Annotated in this window: 15 protein-coding genes; 14 read left to right on the top strand and 1 reads right to left on the bottom strand. The window is 68.9% G+C overall.

Features of this window, described 5'->3' with window-relative positions:
• Positions 1-153: 153 nt before the first annotated feature.
• On the bottom strand, positions 154-990 hold the full coding sequence (locus tag ACFVV1_RS26840) for a C40 family peptidase (RefSeq protein ID WP_389993954.1): 837 nt from the start codon (positions 988-990) through the stop codon (positions 154-156).
• Positions 991-1,799: 809 nt separating this feature from the next.
• Between ACFVV1_RS26840 and ACFVV1_RS26835 the strand changes: the two genes are divergently transcribed.
• From ACFVV1_RS26835 to nuoN, 14 genes are read left to right on the top strand one after another with little or no spacing between them, the layout of a single operon-like run.
• Positions 1,800-2,159, top strand: coding sequence for an NADH-quinone oxidoreductase subunit A (locus tag ACFVV1_RS26835; RefSeq protein WP_003992243.1), 360 nt, complete (start codon positions 1,800-1,802; stop codon positions 2,157-2,159).
• A gap of 18 nt (positions 2,160-2,177) precedes the next feature.
• Positions 2,178-2,732, top strand: coding sequence for an NADH-quinone oxidoreductase subunit B family protein (locus tag ACFVV1_RS26830; protein ID WP_030975705.1), 555 nt, complete (start codon positions 2,178-2,180; stop codon positions 2,730-2,732).
• Complete coding sequence (locus ACFVV1_RS26825) at positions 2,729-3,454, top strand: NADH-quinone oxidoreductase subunit C (protein WP_389993952.1); 726 nt, start codon at positions 2,729-2,731, stop codon at positions 3,452-3,454. Before ACFVV1_RS26830 ends, ACFVV1_RS26825 begins: the two co-directional genes overlap by 4 nt.
• Positions 3,454-4,830 (top strand): NADH-quinone oxidoreductase subunit D, encoded by a 1,377-nt coding sequence (locus tag ACFVV1_RS26820; RefSeq protein ID WP_389993949.1) that lies wholly within the window; start codon positions 3,454-3,456, stop codon positions 4,828-4,830. Before ACFVV1_RS26825 ends, ACFVV1_RS26820 begins: the two co-directional genes overlap by 1 nt.
• Positions 4,831-4,859: 29 nt before the next feature.
• Positions 4,860-5,642, top strand: a complete 783-nt coding sequence (gene nuoE, locus ACFVV1_RS26815) for an NADH-quinone oxidoreductase subunit NuoE (RefSeq protein ID WP_389994242.1) — start codon at positions 4,860-4,862, stop codon at positions 5,640-5,642.
• A complete protein-coding gene (nuoF, locus tag ACFVV1_RS26810) occupies positions 5,639-7,018 on the top strand; it encodes an NADH-quinone oxidoreductase subunit NuoF (protein WP_389993946.1) in 1,380 nt (459 codons plus the stop codon). Before nuoE ends, nuoF begins: the two co-directional genes overlap by 4 nt.
• A complete protein-coding gene (locus ACFVV1_RS26805; RefSeq protein WP_389993944.1) occupies positions 7,015-9,546 on the top strand; it encodes an NADH-quinone oxidoreductase subunit G in 2,532 nt (843 codons plus the stop codon). Before nuoF ends, ACFVV1_RS26805 begins: the two co-directional genes overlap by 4 nt.
• Positions 9,543-10,943 (top strand): NADH-quinone oxidoreductase subunit NuoH, encoded by a 1,401-nt coding sequence (nuoH, locus tag ACFVV1_RS26800; protein ID WP_389993941.1) that lies wholly within the window; start codon positions 9,543-9,545, stop codon positions 10,941-10,943. Before ACFVV1_RS26805 ends, nuoH begins: the two co-directional genes overlap by 4 nt.
• A complete protein-coding gene (nuoI, locus tag ACFVV1_RS26795) occupies positions 10,936-11,565 on the top strand; it encodes an NADH-quinone oxidoreductase subunit NuoI (protein ID WP_389993939.1) in 630 nt (209 codons plus the stop codon). Before nuoH ends, nuoI begins: the two co-directional genes overlap by 8 nt.
• Entirely contained in the window at positions 11,562-12,389 is an 828-nt protein-coding gene (locus ACFVV1_RS26790) for an NADH-quinone oxidoreductase subunit J (RefSeq protein WP_389993937.1), read from the top strand. The genes nuoI and ACFVV1_RS26790 overlap by 4 nt, the downstream gene beginning before the upstream one ends.
• A complete protein-coding gene (nuoK, locus tag ACFVV1_RS26785; protein ID WP_093543641.1) occupies positions 12,386-12,685 on the top strand; it encodes an NADH-quinone oxidoreductase subunit NuoK in 300 nt (99 codons plus the stop codon). Before ACFVV1_RS26790 ends, nuoK begins: the two co-directional genes overlap by 4 nt.
• A 14-nt stretch (positions 12,686-12,699) precedes the next feature.
• Positions 12,700-14,595, top strand: coding sequence for an NADH-quinone oxidoreductase subunit L (nuoL, locus tag ACFVV1_RS26780; RefSeq protein WP_389993934.1), 1,896 nt, complete (start codon positions 12,700-12,702; stop codon positions 14,593-14,595).
• Between the two features lie 4 nt (positions 14,596-14,599).
• Positions 14,600-16,171 (top strand): NADH-quinone oxidoreductase subunit M, encoded by a 1,572-nt coding sequence (locus tag ACFVV1_RS26775; protein WP_389993931.1) that lies wholly within the window; start codon positions 14,600-14,602, stop codon positions 16,169-16,171.
• Positions 16,168-17,832, top strand: a complete 1,665-nt coding sequence (gene nuoN / locus ACFVV1_RS26770; protein WP_389993929.1) for an NADH-quinone oxidoreductase subunit NuoN — start codon at positions 16,168-16,170, stop codon at positions 17,830-17,832. Before ACFVV1_RS26775 ends, nuoN begins: the two co-directional genes overlap by 4 nt.
• Positions 17,833-17,872 lie beyond the last annotated feature (40 nt).

Below are 17,872 nucleotides of genomic sequence, written 5' to 3'. Positions count from 1 at the left end.
CAGGTTCGCGACGTCGACGCTCCCCGCCCGGGGTGATGTCGTGTTTCCGCCGGAAACGGCAAAGGGCCGTCGCTCCCGAGCGGGGGAGTGACGGCCCTTTGCCGCGCGCCCGGAAGGCGCTTGTGAATCCGAGAACTCGGCGAACTCCGGGACTCAGAGAACGCGGACCGCGCCCGACGGCGGGTCGTAGGACAGCGGACGCTGCACCACACCGGTGCTGGAGTTCTGCGCGCCGACGAACTCGCCGCCGCCCACGTAGATCCCGACGTGGTACGCGCTGCCCGCGCCGCCCCAGTACAGGATGTCGCCCGGCTGGAGGTTGCTCAGGGAGACCTGGGTACCCGCGGTGGACTGGGCCTGCGAGACGCGCGGCAGGTCGACGCCGACCGAGCGGAACGCGGCCTGGACGAGGCCGGAGCAGTCCCACGAGTTGGGGCCGGTGCCGCCGGAGACGTACGCGTCGCCGACCTGGGCCTGCGCGAAGGCGATGACGGACGCGGCGGAGCCGGTCGCGCTCGACGAGTACGAGGAGGCCGAGGACGAGGACGCGGCGGTGCTCGCGGTGGCGCCGGAGGTCGCGCTGAGCGTCGTACGGGCGGCGGTGCGGGAAGCGCGCTCGGCGGCTTCCGCCTTGGCCTTGGCGGCGGCCTCCGCCTTCTTCTTGGCCTCTGCCTTGCGGACCGCCTCGGCCTTGGCCTTCTTGGCGGCCTTGGCCGCGGTGGCGGCTGCGGCGTCCTCCTGGGCCTGCGTCTGCAGGTCCTGGGCGACCTGCTGCGTGGCCTGGGCGGACGCGGCGACGGCGGTGGAGAGCCCGGCGGTGATGGTGGGCATCTCGATGGTCTGGGTCACCGGCTCGGCCTGGGCCGGACCGGCAGCGCCTGCGACCGCGATGGTGCTGAGGACGCCACCGGCAACTCCGGCCCGCAGCGCCGTCTTCGGCGCGTTTCGGCGGGGCTTCCGGTGGCTGGGTATGTGAGCGGTGAGGGACATGAGTACTAGCGCTATCAGGGCTCCGGGGCTCCCATCAAGAAACGTGTGTTGCGACACAGTTACGTACGGAATCTGTGAATCCGCTTTCCGGTGGCCCTTATTGACGCCGTAACGGGCAAACCGGGCAGGCCTGATCAGGGCTGTGATCACGGACTTTCGGCAATACGCCCGAATTGCCCGCCGCTTACCATCCGTTTACGCCGATGGCCAAGCCCGCTTTTATCGAAGACCGTGCGGGGTGACGCAGGTCACAGCGTGATCAAGGTGCCGCCGCGGTGCGACCGCGATGCGGAGGGTGTGGGTGTACCCGGCGCCCGAAGTGCCACCGGGTGCCGGCCGGGCCGCCCGCCGACCCTGCATCGCCGCCCTCCCGTTCGTCCCGAAGATCGTGAATGCGCGCACACGTCCACTTCGCTCCCCGGGGACCCCTCGTCGGGGTGAGCCCGGAGCGGGGCCGCTCGGCTTATCACGCCCCTGCTGTCCATTGCCAATTTGCTTCGCCGGGTATCTGATTGTTAGAGGAAAATCTTCTTGACCAGCGAAGACAGCATCGGATGTCACGTCTCGTGATCACTCGGCCGCTTTGCGTACGAAGATCACTGCTCAGGTGACTTCGTGGCTCTTCGCCTGGTGGTGGAGATCACAAACTCGTTGTCGTACCCCGTGTCGCAGATCACAGGACGGCGGGCATAGGATGCGGGGCAGTCGGGCTTGTGAACTGCCTCACATGTGCACGATCTTGGTGGGGTGGCGAGCCGAATCGCCCGATGCGGTCCAACGGTCAAGGACGACTGGAAGGAGCGAGGAGCGTGAATGCCTACGCGCCCATCCTCGTGCTCGGCGCCCTCGGGGCAGGGTTTGCGATCTTCTCCGTGGTCATGGCCACGCTTATCGGCCCTAAGCGGTACAACCGAGCAAAGCTCGAAGCGTACGAGTGCGGTATCGAACCCACCCCCACTCCAGCCGGAGGCGGCCGCTTCCCCATCAAGTACTACCTGACGGCGATGCTCTTCATCGTCTTCGACATCGAGATCGTCTTCCTCTATCCCTGGGCGGTCACCTTCGACGCCCTGGGGATCTTCGGGCTCGTGGAGATGCTGCTCTTCGTGCTCACCGTCTTCGTCGCCTACGCGTATGTGTGGCGTCGCGGCGGCCTGGAATGGGACTGAGGGGCTGAGGGGCACACCATGGGACTCGAAGAGAAGCTGCCCAGCGGCTTCGTGCTGACCACTGTCGAGCAGGCCGCCGGCTGGGTACGGAAGTCCTCCGTCTTCCCGGCCACCTTCGGCCTGGCCTGCTGCGCCATCGAAATGATGACGACCGGGGCCGGGCGCTACGACCTGGCCCGTTTCGGCATGGAGGTCTTCCGCGGATCGCCGCGCCAGGCGGATCTGATGATCGTGGCGGGGCGGGTCAGTCAGAAGATGGCGCCCGTCCTGCGGCAGGTCTACGACCAGATGCCCAACCCCAAGTGGGTGATCTCCATGGGGGTTTGCGCATCATCGGGCGGAATGTTCAATAATTACGCCATTGTTCAGGGTGTTGATCACATTGTCCCGGTTGATATTTATTTGCCGGGCTGCCCGCCGCGGCCCGAGATGCTGATGGACGCGATTCTCAAGCTCCACCAGAAGATCCAGAGCTCCAAGCTCGGGGTCAACGCGGAGGAGGCCGCCCGCGAGGCGGAGGACGCGGCGCTCAAGGCACTGCCCCTGATCGAGATGAAGGGGCTGCTGCGATGAGCGAGAACCCCGAGCACGGCGAGCAGAACAACAACGGCGTGCCCGCACCGCGCGACGAGACCGGCGAGGTCATCGGCGTACGCAAGGGCATGTTCGGCGCCAACAACGGCGGCGACACCTCCGGTTACGGCGGCCTCGTCCGCACGGTGACCCTGCCGGGCGCCACGTCCCGTCCGTACGGCGGCTGGTTCGACGAAGTCGCGGACGAGCTCGAAGGGGCCCTGGAGGAACAGGACCTGCTTCCCGGGAACGCCATCGAGAAGACCGTCGTCGACCGCGGCGAGCTCACCTTCCACATCGCCCGCGAGCACCTCGTCCGGGTCGCCCGCACCCTGCGCGACGACCCGGCGCTGCGCTTCGAGCTCTGCACGGGGGTGAGCGGCGTCCACTTCCTCGGCGACAAGGGCCGCGAGCTGCACGCCGTCTATCACCTGCGCTCGATCACGCACGGCCGGCTGATCCGCCTTGAGGTGTCGGCCCCGGACAGCGATCCGCACGTCCCGTCGCTCGTCGAGGTCTACCCGACCAACGACTGGCACGAGCGCGAGACCTACGACTTCTTCGGGCTCGTCTTCGACGGGCACCCCGCCCTCACCCGGATCATGATGCCGGACGACTGGCAGGGCTTCCCGCAGCGCAAGGACTATCCGCTCGGCGGCATCGCCGTCGAGTACAAGGGCGCCCAGATCCCGGCTCCGGACCAGCGGAGGTCGTACTCCTGATGTCTACTCCCCAAGCCCACCCGTCACCCGGCCACCACCCCTCATCGGGTCCCTCCGGGACGCCCCTTTCGGATGCCCGGGCGACAACCGAGGGGACTGTATATACAGTCACCGGCGGCGACTGGGACGAGGTCGTCGAGTCGGCGGTCAAGTCGGACGACGAGCGCATCATCGTCAACATGGGCCCCCAGCACCCGTCCACGCACGGGGTGCTGCGGCTGATCCTGGAGATCGACGGCGAGACCGTCACCGAGGCCCGCTGCGGCATCGGCTACCTCCACACCGGCATCGAGAAGAACCTCGAATTCCGGAACTGGACCCAGGGCACCACCTTCGTGACGCGCATGGACTACCTGACGCCGTTCTTCAACGAGGCGGCGTACTGCCTCGGCGTCGAGAAGCTGCTCGGCATCGAGGACCAGATCCCCGACCGGGCCACCGTCCTGCGCGTGCTCCTGATGGAGCTCAACCGGATCTCCTCGCACCTGGTGTGCATCGCCACCGGCGGCATGGAGCTCGGCGCCACCACGATCATGATCTACGGCTTCCGTGATCGTGAACTCGTTCTCGATCTCTTCGAGCTGATCACCGGCCTGCGGATGAACCACGCGTTCATCCGGCCCGGCGGACTCGCCCAGGACCTGCCGCCCGGCGCGATCGACCAGCTCCGCGAGTTCCTGAAGACCATGAAGAAGAACCTGCCGGAGTACGACAAGCTCGCCACCGGCAACCCGATCTTCAAGGCCCGCATGCAGGACGTCGGCTATCTCGATCTGACCGGCTGCATGGCACTCGGCGCCACCGGCCCGATCCTGCGCTCCGCCGGACTCCCGCACGACCTGCGCAAGACGGACCCGTACTGCGGGTACGAGAACTACGAATTCGACGTCCCCACCGCCGACAGCTGCGACGCCTACGGCCGCTTCCTCATCCGGCTGGAAGAGATGCGCCAGTCGCTGCGGATCATCGAGCAGTGCATCGACCGGCTCGCCCCCGGACCGGTGATGGTCGCCGACAAGAAGATCGCCTGGCCGGCGCAGCTCGCGCTCGGTCCGGACGGGCTCGGCAACTCGCTCGACCACATCAAGAAGATCATGGGCACCTCCATGGAGGCCCTGATCCACCACTTCAAGCTGGTGACCGAGGGCTTCCGCGTCCCGGCCGGACAGACGTACACCGCGGTCGAGTCGCCCAAGGGCGAGCTCGGCGTCCATGTCGTCTCGGACGGCGGTACCCGCCCCTACCGGGTCCACTTCCGCGACCCGTCCTTCACCAATCTGCAGGCCATGGCGGCGATGTGCGAGGGCGGCCAGGTCGCCGACGTCATCGTCGCCGTCGCGTCCATCGACCCCGTGATGGGAGGCGTCGACCGGTGACCGAAGCACGTCAGGAAGTCAGTCTGGGGATGCCGCAGCTCCCCGCCCCCGCCTACCCGGCCGAGGTGCGCGCCAGGCTCGAAGCGGACGCGAAGGAGGTGATCGCCCGCTACCCCGACAGCCGCTCCGCCCTGCTGCCGCTGCTGCACCTGGTGCAGTCCGAGGAGGGCTACGTCTCCCGTACGGGCATGGCGTTCTGCGCCGAGCTGCTCGGCCTCACCACCGCCGAGGTCACCGCGGTCGCCACCTTCTACACGATGTACCGCCGCAGGCCGAGCGGCGACTACCAGGTCGGCGTCTGCACCAACACCCTGTGCGCGGTGATGGGCGGCGACGCCATCTTCGACCGGCTCAAGGAGCACCTCGGCGTCGGGAACGACGGGCCCGATATGACAACCGAGGACGGCAAGGTCACCCTCGAACACATCGAGTGCAACGCTGCCTGCGACTTCGCTCCCGTGGTGATGGTCAACTGGGAGTTCTTCGACAACCAGACGCCCGAGAGCGCGACGCGCCTGGTCGACGACCTGATCGCCGGACGCACCGTCGAACCCACCCGCGGCGCCCCCCTGTGCTCGTACAAGGAGACGTCCCGGATCCTGGCCGGCTTCCCCGACGAGCGCCCCGGCGCCGTCGAGGCGTCCGGCGGCGCGGGCCCGGCCTCACTGATCGGCCTCCGCCTCGCCAGGGGCGAGGAACCGCACCCGCGCGTCGTCGCCCCCCGCGCCGGGAGCACGCGCGAGTCCGGACCTGCCGATGCCCCGCAGGACCCGGACCACGCGGCCGGCCCGACAGCCGAGGAGGGAGAGTGATGACGTTGGCAACCGAAATCAACGACAACGGGAACGGCAGCGGGGACAGCCCCGAGAAGCTGCTCGCCCCCGTCCTCTCCGCCTTCTGGGACGACCCGGAATCCTGGACCCTGGAGACCTACCGGCGCCACGAGGGATACGAGGGGCTGCGCAAGGCCCTCGCCATGTCGCCGGACGACCTCATCGCGTACGTCAAGGACTCCGGTCTGCGCGGCCGCGGCGGCGCGGGCTTCCCCACCGGGATGAAGTGGCAGTTCATCCCGCAGGGCGACGGCAAACCGCACTACCTGGTCGTCAACGCCGACGAGTCGGAGCCCGGGACCTGCAAGGACATCCCGCTTCTCTTCGCCAACCCGCACTCCCTCATCGAGGGCATCGTGATCGCCTGCTACGCGATCCGTTCCTCGCACGCGTTCATCTATCTGCGGGGTGAAGTCGTCCCCGTACTGCGGCGGTTGCACGAGGCCGTGCGCGAGGCGTACGAGGCGGGCTTCCTCGGGACGAACATCCTGGGCTCGGGGCTCGACCTGGAACTCACCGTGCACGCGGGCGCGGGCGCGTACATCTGTGGTGAGGAGACCGCACTGCTCGACTCGCTCGAAGGGCGACGCGGCCAGCCCCGGCTGCGACCCCCCTTCCCCGCGGTCGCCGGTCTGTACGCCTGCCCCACTGTGGTGAACAACGTCGAGTCCATTGCCTCGGTTCCCGCGATCCTGAACCGGGGCAAGGAGTGGTTCAAGTCGATGGGCAGCGAGAAGTCCCCCGGCTTCACGCTGTATTCGCTCAGCGGGCATGTCACGAGCCCCGGCCAGTACGAGGCCCCGCTCGGCATCACGCTGCGCCAGCTGCTCGACATGAGCGGCGGGATGCGCGCCGGCCACCGGCTGAAGTTCTGGACCCCGGGCGGCTCCTCGACCCCGATGTTCACCGATGAGCACCTCGACGTACCGCTCGACTACGAGGGCGTCGGCGCCGCCGGATCCATGCTCGGCACCAAGGCGCTCCAGTGCTTCGACGAGACGACCTGCGTCGTGCGGGCCGTCACCCGATGGACCGAGTTCTACGCCCATGAGTCCTGCGGCAAGTGCACACCGTGCCGCGAAGGCACCTACTGGCTCGTCCAGTTGCTCCGCGACATCGAGGCCGGTAAGGGACAGATGGCCGACCTCGACAAGCTGAACGACATCGCCGACAGCATCAACGGCAAGTCGTTCTGCGCCCTCGGCGACGGCGCCGCCTCGCCGATCTTCTCCTCGCTGAAGTACTTCCGCGAGGAGTACGAGCAGCACATCACGGGCAGGGGCTGCCCCTTCGATCCCGCCAGGTCGACCGCCTGGGCCGACGACAAGAACGCTCACCAGGGGGTGAACGCATGACAGTCACCACGAGTGCGCCCTCCGGGGGCGGCGAGGCGGCCGTCCCGCCCGAGGACCTCGTCACGCTGACGATCGACGGCATCGAGATCAGCGTGCCCAAGGGCACCCTGGTCATCCGCGCCGCCGAACTCCTCGGCATCGAGATCCCGCGCTTCTGCGACCACCCGCTCCTCGACCCGGTCGGCGCCTGCCGCCAGTGCATCGTCGAGGTCGAGGGCCAGCGCAAGCCGATGGCGTCCTGCACCATCACCTGCACCGACGGCATGGTGGTGCGGTCGCAGCTCACCTCGCCGGTCGCCGAGAAGGCGCAGAAGGGTGTGATGGAGCTGCTGCTCATCAACCACCCGCTGGACTGCCCGGTCTGCGACAAGGGCGGCGAGTGCCCGCTGCAGAACCAGGCGATGTCGCACGGCGGCGCCGACTCCCGCTTCGACGGCAAGAAGCGCACCTTCGAGAAGCCCGTCCCGCTCTCCACCCAGGTGCTCCTGGACCGTGAGCGGTGCGTGCTCTGCGCGCGCTGCACCCGGTTCTCCAACCAGGTGGCCGGTGACCCGATGATCGAGCTGCTGGAACGCGGCGCGCTCCAGCAGGTCGGCACGGGCGAGGGCGACCCGTTCGAGTCGTACTTCTCCGGGAACACCATCCAGATCTGCCCGGTCGGGGCGCTGACCTCGGCGGCGTACCGGTTCCGCGCCCGGCCCTTCGACCTGGTGTCGTCGCCGTCGGTGTGTGAGCACTGCGCGGGCGGCTGCGCGACCCGTACCGACCACCGGCGCGGCAAGGTGATGCGGCGGCTCGCCGCCAACGACCCCGAGGTCAACGAGGAGTGGGTCTGCGACAAGGGCCGCTTCGGTTTCCGCTACGCGCAGCAGCCAGGCCGGCTCACCACTCCGCTGGTACGCAACGCGGACGGCGTCCTGGAACCGGCGAGCTGGCCCGAGGCACTGGCCGCCGCGGCCGCCGGTCTGCTGGCCGCACGCGGCAGGGCGGGTGTGCTCACGGGCGGCCGGCTGACCGTCGAGGACGCTTACGCGTACAGCAAGTTCGCCCGGATCGCCCTGGACACCAACGACATCGACTTCCGGGCCCGGGTGCACAGCGGCGAGGAGGCCGACTTCCTGGCCGCCCGCGTGGCCGGGCGCGGCCGGGACCTGGACGGCTCGGGTGTCACGTACACCTCGCTGGAGAAGGCGCCGACGGTGCTGCTGGTCGGGTTCGAGTCGGAGGAGGAGGCGCCCGGCGTCTTCCTGCGGCTGCGCAAGGCGAACCGCAAGCACGGACAGCGCACGTTCGCCGTCGCCTCGCACGCCACGCGCGGACTGGAGAAGGCGGGCGGCACGCTGCTCCCCGCCGCCCCCGGCACCGAGACCGAGTGGCTGGACGCGATCGCGGGCGGCGTCGGGCTCGACGGCGACGGAGCCGCGGCGGCCGAGGCGTTGCGCGGCGAGGGTGCCGTGATCGTGGCCGGTGAGCGGCTGGCGGCCGTGCCGGGCGGGCTGACCGCCGCGGTACGGGCCGCCACCGCGACCGGGGCGGCGCTGGTGTGGATGCCGCGGCGGGCCGGCGAGCGCGGTGCGGTGGAGGCGGGCGCGCTTCCGTCGCTGCTGCCCGGTGGCCGTCCGGCGACCGACCCGCGGGCCCGGGACGAGGTGGCGGCCGTCTGGGGCGTCACCGAACTTCCGTCCCGCTTCGGCCGCGACACCGGCCAGATCGTGGAGGCCGCGGCCACCGGCGAACTGGGCGCGCTGCTCGTCGCCGGGGTCGAGCCGGTGGACCTGCCGGACCCGGCACGGGCCCTGGAGGCCCTGGACCGGGTCGGCTTCCTGGTCTCGCTGGAGCTGCGGCCCAGCGAGGTGACCGAGCGGGCCGATGTGGTCTTCCCGGTCGCCGCGGTCGCCGAGAAGGCCGGCACCTTCCTCAACTGGGAGGGCAGGGCGCGGATGTTCGAGGCGGCGCTGAAGCCCGAGCAGATGACGCGGGCGCTCGCGCCGGCCGACGCGCGGGTGCTGCACATGCTGGCCGACGCGCTGGCCCGCGCCGAAGGCGCTGATCGGCCCGCCCACCTTGCGCTGCCGGACCTGAAGTCCGTACGCCGCGAGCTGGACCGGCTCGCCGGCTGGACCGGCGCGCACGCCACCGACCCGAACGAGCCGGCCCGGCCGCTGCCCCGGCCCGGCGACGGCGAGGCGGTCCTCGCGGGCCACCGGATGCTGCTCGACCAGGGCCGGCTCCAGGAGGGCGACGACGCGCTGGCCGGCACCCGGCACGCCTCGGTCGCCCGGCTCTCCGCCGCCACCGCGGCCGAGACGGGCGTGAAGGACGGCGATCTGCTGGCCGTCACCGGCCCGGCGGGCAGCGTCGAACTCCCGTTGAAGGTCACCGACATGCCGGACCGGGTGGTCTGGGTGCCGCTGAACTCCGTCGGACGGGGCGTTCCGGCCGACACCGGCGCCCGGCCCGGCGGCCTGGTCCGGATCGGTCCCGCCGCACCGGGCACTCCCGACGTCACACCGGAGGTGGGGGCGTGACTGCCTTCGCTCAACTGGCCGCGGCACCGCGTGGTGCCGTACTCGCCGCCGAGGATCTGTCGATGTTCGGCACCGACCCGTGGTGGCTCGTCGTCATCAAGGCGGTGTTCTGCTTCGCGTTCCTGATGGTGACCGTGCTCTTCTCCATCGTGTGGGAGCGCAAGGTCGTCGCCTGGATGCAGCTGCGCATCGGCCCCAACCGGCACGGCCCCTGGGGCATGCTCCAGTCGCTCGCCGACGGCATCAAGCTGATGCTGAAGGAAGACGTCGTCGTCAAGCGCGCCGACAAGGTCGTGTACGTGCTCGCGCCGATCGTCGCCGCCATCCCGGCGTTCATGGCGATCGCGGTGATCCCGTTCGGTCCGTCCGACGAGGTCTCGATCTTCGGGCACCGTACGGCGATGCAGCTCACCGACCTGCCGATCGCGATGCTCTACGTCCTCGCGGTCGCCTCGGTCGGGATCTACGGCATCGTGCTGGCGGGCTGGTCGTCCGGATCGACGTACCCGCTCCTCGGCGGCCTGCGCTCCTGTGCCCAGATGATCAGTTACGAGATCGCGATGGGCGCCGCGTTCGCCTCGGTCTTCCTGTACTCCGGGTCGATGTCGACCTCGAAGATCGTGGAGGCGCAGCAGGACCGCTGGTTCATCCTGCTGCTGCCGGTCTCCTTCATCATCTACATCGTCACGATGGTCGGCGAGACCAACCGGGCCCCGTTCGACATGCCGGAGTCCGAGGGCGACCTGGTCGGCGGCTTCAACACCGAGTACTCGTCGATCAAGTTCGCGATGTTCATGCTTGCCGAGTACGTCAACATGGTCACCGTCTCCGCGGTCTCCACGACCCTGTTCCTGGGCGGCTGGCGGGCCCCGTGGCCGATCAGCACCTTCTGGGAGGGCGCGAACCACGGCTGGTGGCCGATGCTCTGGTTCGTCCTCAAGGTCCAGCTGCTGCTGTTCTTCTTCATCTGGCTGCGCGGCACGCTGCCCCGGGTCCGTTACGACCAGCTGATGAAGCTCGGCTGGAAGGTCCTGATCCCGGTCTCCCTGCTCTGGCTGATGCTGGTCGCGACGGTGCGGGCGCTGCGCAACGAGGGGTACGACTTCTCGAAGATCGTGCTGTACGTGGCCGGGGCCGTGATCGCGATCCTGCTGATCTCCTTCGTCGCCGACATCTTCCGCGACAAGAAGGGCCGGGCCGCGGAGGCGGAGGCCGGCCCGGAGCCGGCGTTCGACCCGATGGCGGGCGGATTCCCGGTGCCGCCGCTGCCCGGACAGACCCTGCCGCCGGTGCCGCGCCGCAGGCCGCGGGGCGAGCGGGAGCTCATTGTCAGTGGTGGGTCGGATACTCGGAGTGACGGAAATTCGAGTGACGGAAAGGAGGCTGACGGTGTCTGAGTCATCAGAGCCCTCGGGCGAGAAGTTCCAGAACCCTGTCGCCGGCTTCGGCGTGACCTTCAAGGCCATGTTCAAGAAGCGGCTGACCGAGCAGTATCCGGAAACGCAGAAGGTGACGGCGCCGCGCTTCCACGGCCGACATCAGCTCAACCGCCACCCGGACGGTCTGGAGAAGTGCGTCGGCTGTGAGCTGTGCGCCTGGGCCTGTCCGGCGGACGCGATCTACGTGGAGGGCGCGGACAACACCGACGAGGAGCGCTACTCCCCGGGCGAGCGCTACGGCCGCGTCTACCAGATCAACTACGCGCGCTGCATTCTCTGCGGTCTGTGCATCGAGGCGTGCCCGACCCGGGCACTGACGATGACCAATGAGTTCGAGCTCGCCAACACCACCCGCGAGAGCCTCATCTACACCAAGGACGAGCTGCTCGCGGGCCTGGAGGAGGGCATGGTCGACACCCCGCACGCGATCTACCCGGGGATGGACGAGCAGGACTACTACCGGGGCCTCGTCACCGAGGCCGCGCCCGGTACGGAGCGTCAGGTCGCGGTCTCCAAGGGCGAGAAGCCGGCGGACGGCGCCGAGAAGAACAGCGGCTCGACGCGGGAGGTGGACGCATGACCGGCCTGGCCGCGGCAGCCTCCCAGACCTCGACCGGCGAGGCCGTCCAGTTCTGGGTGCTGGGCATCGTCGCCGTGCTCGGCGCGCTGTCCACCGTACTGATGAAAAAAGCCGTGCACAGCGCGCTGAGCCTCGCCGGGACCATGATCGTCCTGGCGGTGTTCTACCTGGCCAACGGCGCCTACTTCCTGGGCGTCGTCCAGATCGTCGTCTACACCGGCGCGATCATGATGCTGTTCCTCTTCGTGGTCATGCTCGTCGGCGTCACGGCGGCCGACTCCCTGAAGGAGACCCTCAAGGGCCAGCGCTGGCTGGCCGCGGGCTGCGGGATCGGCTTCGGCGTCCTGCTCGTCGCGGGCATCGGCAACGCCTCGCTGAACAGCTTCAACGGGCTCGGCACCGCCAACGCCGAGCACGGCGGGAACATCGAGGGGCTGGCCAGCCTCATCTTCACCAAGTACGTCTTCGCCTTCGAGATCACCGGCGCGCTGCTGATCACGGCGACGGTCGGCGCGATGGTGCTCACCCACCGGGAGCGCACCGAACGGGCGAAGACCCAGCGGGAGATGTCCGAGGAGCGCGTACGCGGCAAGCAGCTGCCGCCGCTGCCCGCCCCCGGTGTCTACGCCCGGCACAACGCCGTGGACATCCCGGGTCTGCTTCCCGACGGCACACCGTCCGAGCTCACCGTCATGCAGACGCTGCGCAACCGAGGCCAGATCCGCGATGTGTCCAACGAGTCGCTGGACCAGCTCAAGGCGCTGGAGCAGCGCTCCGAGGAGCGCCTCGGCCGTGACAACGAAGATGAGGGGGTCGCCAAGTGAACCCGGTCAACTACCTCTATCTCGCCGCCCTGTTGTTCACCATCGGTGCGGCCGGGGTGCTGATCCGGCGGAACGCGATCGTGGTGTTCATGTGCGTGGAGCTGATGCTCAACGCCTGCAACCTCGCGTTCGTGACCTTCTCCCGGATGCACGGCAATCTCGACGGGCAGATCATCGCCTTCTTCACGATGGTCGTCGCCGCCGCCGAGGTCGTGGTCGGACTCGCGATCATCGTGTCGGTGTTCCGTTCCCGCCACTCGGCCTCGGTCGACGACGCCAGCCTGATGAAGCTGTAAGGGGACGTTGAATCGTGGAGAACCTGATTGCGCTGCTCGTCGCGGCGCCTCTGCTCGGAGCCGCGGTCCTGCTCTGCGGCGGCCGACGGCTGGACCGGTCCGGGCACTGGCTCGGCACCCTGCTCGCCGCCGTGTCGTTCGTCATCGGTGTCGTGCTCTTCCTCGACATGCTGGGGAAGGGCGCGGAGGACCGGGCGCTGCACCAGAAGCTGTTCAGCTGGATTCCGGTCGAGAGCTTCCAGGCCGATGTGGCCTTCCAGCTCGACCAGCTGTCGATGACGTTCGTGCTGCTGATCACCGGTGTGGGCACCCTGATCCACATCTACTCGATCGGCTACATGGAGCACGACGAGCGCCGGCGCCGCTTCTTCGGCTATCTGAACCTCTTCCTCGCGGCGATGCTGATCCTGGTCATCGCGGACAACTACCTGCTGCTGTACGTCGGGTGGGAGGGCGTCGGTCTGGCGTCGTACCTGCTCATCGGCTTCTGGCAGCACAAGCCCAGCGCGGCCACGGCCGCCAAGAAGGCATTCCTGGTCAACCGGGTCGGCGACATGGGCCTGGCGATCGCGATCATGCTGATGTTCACCACGTTCGGCACGTTCGCCTTCGGTCCCGTCCTGGGGGCGACCGGTCAGACGAGCGAGGGCAAGCTGACGGCGATCGGCCTGATGCTGCTGCTCGCGGCCTGCGGCAAGTCGGCCCAGGTGCCGCTGCAGTCCTGGCTCGGTGACGCGATGGAGGGCCCGACGCCGGTCTCCGCCCTCATCCACGCCGCGACCATGGTGACGGCGGGCGTCTACCTCATCGTCCGGTCCGGCGCGATCTTCAACGCCGCGCCGGACGCGCAGCTGGCCGTCGTGGTCGTCGGCGCGGTCACGCTGCTCTTCGGTGCGATCGTCGGTTGCGCGAAGGACGACATCAAGAAGGCCCTCGCCGGGTCGACGATGTCGCAGATCGGGTACATGATCCTGGCCGCCGGGCTCGGCCCGATCGGCTACGTCTTCGCGATCATGCACCTGGTGACGCACGGCTTCTTCAAGGCCGGGCTCTTCCTCGGCGCCGGTTCGGTCATGCACGGCATGAACGACGAGGTCGACATGCGGAAGTTCGGCGGCCTGCGGAAGTACATGCCGGTCACCTTCGTCACCTTCGGCCTCGGCTATCTGGCGATCATCGGCTTCCCCGGTCTGTCCGGCTTCTTCTCCAAGGACAAGATCATCGAGGCGGCCTTCGCCAAGGGCGGCACCGAGGGCTGGATCCTCGGCTCGGTGGCCCTGCTGGGCGCCGCGATCACCGCGTTCTACATGACGCGCGTGATGCTGCTGACGTTCTTCGGCGAGAAGCGCTGGCAGCCGGACGCCGAGGGCCACGAGCCGCATCCGCACGAGTCCCCGAAGTCGATGACCATCCCCATGATCATCCTGGCGTTCGGCTCGGTCTTCGCCGGTGGCCTCTTCTCCGTCGGCGACCGCTTCCTGAACTGGCTGGAGCCGGTCACCGGACACAGCCACGGGCACGCCCCGGTCAGCGCCACGACCGTCACGGCCGCCACCATGGTCGTGCTCGTCATCGGTGTCGCGATCGCCTGGGCGATGTACGGGCGCAAGCCGGTTCCGGTCGTCGCCCCGCGCGGCTCGCTGCTCACCCGGGCCGCCCGCCGCGATCTCCTCCAGGACGACTTCAACCACGTGGTCCTGGTCCGCGGCGGCGAGCACCTCACCCGCTCCCTGGTGTACGTCGACCACACCCTGGTCGACGGCGTCGTCAACGGCACGGCCGCGTCGATGGGCGGGCTCTCCGGCCGGCTGCGCAAGCTGCAGAACGGCTACGCCCGCTCCTACGCGGTCTCGATGTTCGGCGGTACAGCGATTGTCATCGCCGCGACCCTGCTGATGAGGGCGGTCTGATCACATGTCCTTTCCTCTCCTGACAGCGACGGCGGCGCTCCCGGCGATCGGCGCGATCGCCACCGCCGCCGTCCCGGCCGCCCGGCGCACCACCGCCAAATGGCTGGCGCTGCTCTTCTCGCTGGCCACGCTCGTACTGGCGGGCATCGCGCTCGCCCGCTTCGAGCCCGGCGGCGCCCGCTACCAGCTCACCGAATCGCACGCCTGGATCAAGGACTTCGGCGTCCGGTACGAACTGGGCGTGGACGGCATCGGGCTGGCGCTCATGGCGCTCACGGCCCTGCTGATCCCCTTCGTCATCCTGGCCGGCTGGCACGACGCCGACCCCCTGGAGACGAAGTCCTCGCGCTGGCGGCCGACCCAGGGCTTCTTCGCCCTGATCCTGATGGTCGAAGCGATGGTGATCCTCTCCTTCGAGGCCACCGACGTCTTCCTCTTCTACATCCTCTTCGAAGCCATGCTCATCCCGATGTACTTCCTCATCGGTGGCTTCGGGGACCGGGCACACACCGGCAGCGACGAGAAAGCGGCCGCGCAACGCTCGTACGCCGCGGTGAAGTTCCTCCTCTACAACCTGGTCGGCGGCCTCATCATGCTGGCCGCCGTGATCGGGCTGTACGTGGTCGCGGGGACGTTCTCGCTCTCCGAGATCGCCGAGGCCCGGGCGGGCGGCTCGCTCTCCATGGCGACCGGCACGGAGCGCTGGCTCTTCCTCGGGTTCTTCTTCGCCTTCGCGGTGAAGGCCCCGCTGTGGCCGCTGCACACCTGGCTGCCCAACGCCATGGGTGAGGCGACCAGCCCGGTCGCCGTCCTGATCACCGCGGTCGTCGACAAGGTCGGCACGTTCGCGATGCTCCGCTTCTGCCTCCAGCTCTTCCCGGAGGCCAGCAAGTGGGCGACGCCGGTGATCATCGTCCTGGCACTGATCAGCATCGTGTACGGGGCGCTGCTCGCCGTCGGCCAGCGCGACATCAAGCGGCTGATCGCCTACGCGTCGATCTCGCACTTCGGCTTCATCATCCTCGGCATCTTCGCGATGACGAGCCAGGGCCAGTCGGGCGCCACGCTCTACATGGTCAACCACGGGATCTCGACCGCCGCGCTGATGCTGGTGGCGGGTTTCCTGATCACCCGGCGCGGGTCGCGGCTCATCGCCGACTACGGCGGGGTGCAGAAGGTGGCGCCCATCCTGGCCGGTACCTTCCTGATCGGCGGTCTGGCCACCCTGTCGCTGCCCGGACTCGCCCCGTTCGTCAGCGAATTCCTGGTCCTGGTCGGCACGTTCAGCGCGTACCCGGCGGCAGGCGTCATCGCCACGACCGGCATAGTGCTTGCCGCGCTGTACGTCCTCGTCCTCTATCAGCGGACGATGACGGGCCCCGTGAAGGCCGGGGTCCAGGGCATGGCGGACCTCAAGGTCCGGGAGCTGGTGGTGGTGCTGCCGCTGATCGCGCTGCTGCTCTTCCTGGGTGTCTACCCGAAGCCGCTGACGGAGATCGTCAACCCGGCGGTGCAGCACACCATGTCGGACGTCCAGAAGAAGGACCCCCAGCCTGAGGTGGAGGCCGCCAAGTGAGCGCAACAGCTGTCCACAGCCTGTGGACAATGGCCGACGGGGTGACATCGGCGGCCCCGGCCGAGAAGTTCAAGGCACCGGTCATCGAGTACGCCCAGCTGGCCCCGGTCCTCATCGTGATCGGTGTCGCCGTGGTGGGCGTGCTCGTCGAGGCCTTCGTGCCGCGCCGGTCCCGCTACTACACGCAGGTCTTCCTGACGGTCGTCGCCCTCGCCGCCGCTTTCGCCGCGGTCGTCGGCCTGGCGGCCGGGGGATACGGCACGACGAAGGCGCACATCGCCGCGATGGGCGCCCTCGCGATCGACGGTCCGACGCTGTTCCTGCAGGGCACCATCCTGCTGACCTCGCTGGTCGCCGTCTTCACCTTCGCCGAGCGCCGGCTCGACCCCGCCGCGCACGGCAACCGCGTCGACTCCTTCGCCGCCCAGGCCGCGTCGGTCCCCGGCAGCGACAGCGAGAAGGCCGCGGTCAAGGCCGGGTTCACCACCACCGAGGTCTTCCCGCTGGTCCTCTTCTCGGTGGCCGGCATGCTGGTCTTCCCGGCGGCCAACGATCTGCTGACGCTCTTCGTGGCCCTGGAGGTCTTCTCCCTCCCGCTCTACCTCCTGTGCGCCGTCGCCCGCCGCAAGCGGCTGATGTCGCAGGAGGCCGCGGTGAAGTACTTCCTGCTCGGCGCCTTCTCGTCGGCGTTCCTGCTCTTCGGGATCGCCCTGCTGTACGGGTACGCGGGCTCCGTCTCGTACGCCACCATCGCGAACGTGGTCGACGGCTCCGTCACACAGATCGACCCGGCGCTCGCCGACACCATGGGCAACGACGCGCTGCTGCTGATCGGCGGGGCGATGATCCTGACCGGTCTGCTCTTCAAGGTCGGCGCCGTCCCGTTCCACATGTGGACCCCGGACGTCTACCAGGGCGCCCCGACCCCGGTCACCGGCTTCATGGCCGCGGCCACCAAGGTCGCCGCGTTCGGTGCGCTGCTGCGCCTGCTGTACGTGGTCCTGCCGGGCCTCGCCTGGGACTGGCGCCCGGTCCTGTGGGCCGTCGCGATCATCACGATGCTGGGCGGCGCGGTCGTCGCCATCACCCAGACCGACATCAAGCGGCTGCTCGCCTACTCCTCGATCGCCCACGCCGGTTTCATCCTCGCCGGTGTCATCGCGGCCACCCCGGAGGGCATCTCGTCGGTCCTCTTCTATCTCGGCGCGTACTCCTTCGTGACGGTCGGCGCGTTCGCCGTCGTGACCCTGGTGCGCGACGCGGGCGGCGAGGCGACGCATCTGTCGAAGTGGGCGGGGCTCGGCCGGCGCTCGCCGCTGGTCGCCGCGGTCTTCGCGGTGTTCCTGCTGGCTTTCGCCGGTATCCCGCTCACTTCCGGGTTCTCCGGGAAGTTCGCCGTCTTCAAGGCGGCGGCGGACGGTGGCGCGGCCGGGCTGGTCGTGGTCGGTGTGATCTCGTCGGCGATCGCCGCGTTCTTCTACATCCGGGTCATCGTGCTGATGTTCTTCAGCGAGCCGAAGGCCGACGGCCCGACGGTCGCCGTCCCGTCCCCGCTGACGATGACGACGATCGCGGTCGGCGTCGCGGTCACGCTGGTGCTGGGTCTGGCCCCGCAGTACTTCCTGGACCTGGCCGGCCAGGCGGGAGTCTTCGTGAGGTAGCGCACACGCACACAGCCGGTACACAGCCACGACAACGCCG

The organism is Streptomyces sp. NPDC058092 (assembly GCF_042884935.1).
Taxonomy (GTDB): Bacteria; Actinomycetota; Actinomycetes; order Streptomycetales; family Streptomycetaceae; genus Streptomyces.
This window is presented reverse-complemented; position numbering and strand designations above follow the sequence as displayed.

Coding starts and splice junctions, on each gene's coding strand:
- ACFVV1_RS26830 (WP_030975705.1), top strand. CDS start 2,178: ATGGGACTCGAAGAGAAGCTGCCCAGCGGCTTCGTGCTGACCACTGTC.
- ACFVV1_RS26805 (WP_389993944.1), top strand. CDS start 7,015: ATGACAGTCACCACGAGTGCGCCCTCCGGGGGCGGCGAGGCGGCCGTC.
- ACFVV1_RS26820 (WP_389993949.1), top strand. CDS start 3,454: ATGTCTACTCCCCAAGCCCACCCGTCACCCGGCCACCACCCCTCATCG.
- ACFVV1_RS26775 (WP_389993931.1), top strand. CDS start 14,600: ATGTCCTTTCCTCTCCTGACAGCGACGGCGGCGCTCCCGGCGATCGGC.
- ACFVV1_RS26790 (WP_389993937.1), top strand. CDS start 11,562: ATGACCGGCCTGGCCGCGGCAGCCTCCCAGACCTCGACCGGCGAGGCC.
- ACFVV1_RS26840 (WP_389993954.1), bottom strand. CDS start 990: ATGTCCCTCACCGCTCACATACCCAGCCACCGGAAGCCCCGCCGAAAC.
- ACFVV1_RS26825 (WP_389993952.1), top strand. CDS start 2,729: ATGAGCGAGAACCCCGAGCACGGCGAGCAGAACAACAACGGCGTGCCC.
- nuoE (WP_389994242.1), top strand. CDS start 4,860: ATGCCGCAGCTCCCCGCCCCCGCCTACCCGGCCGAGGTGCGCGCCAGG.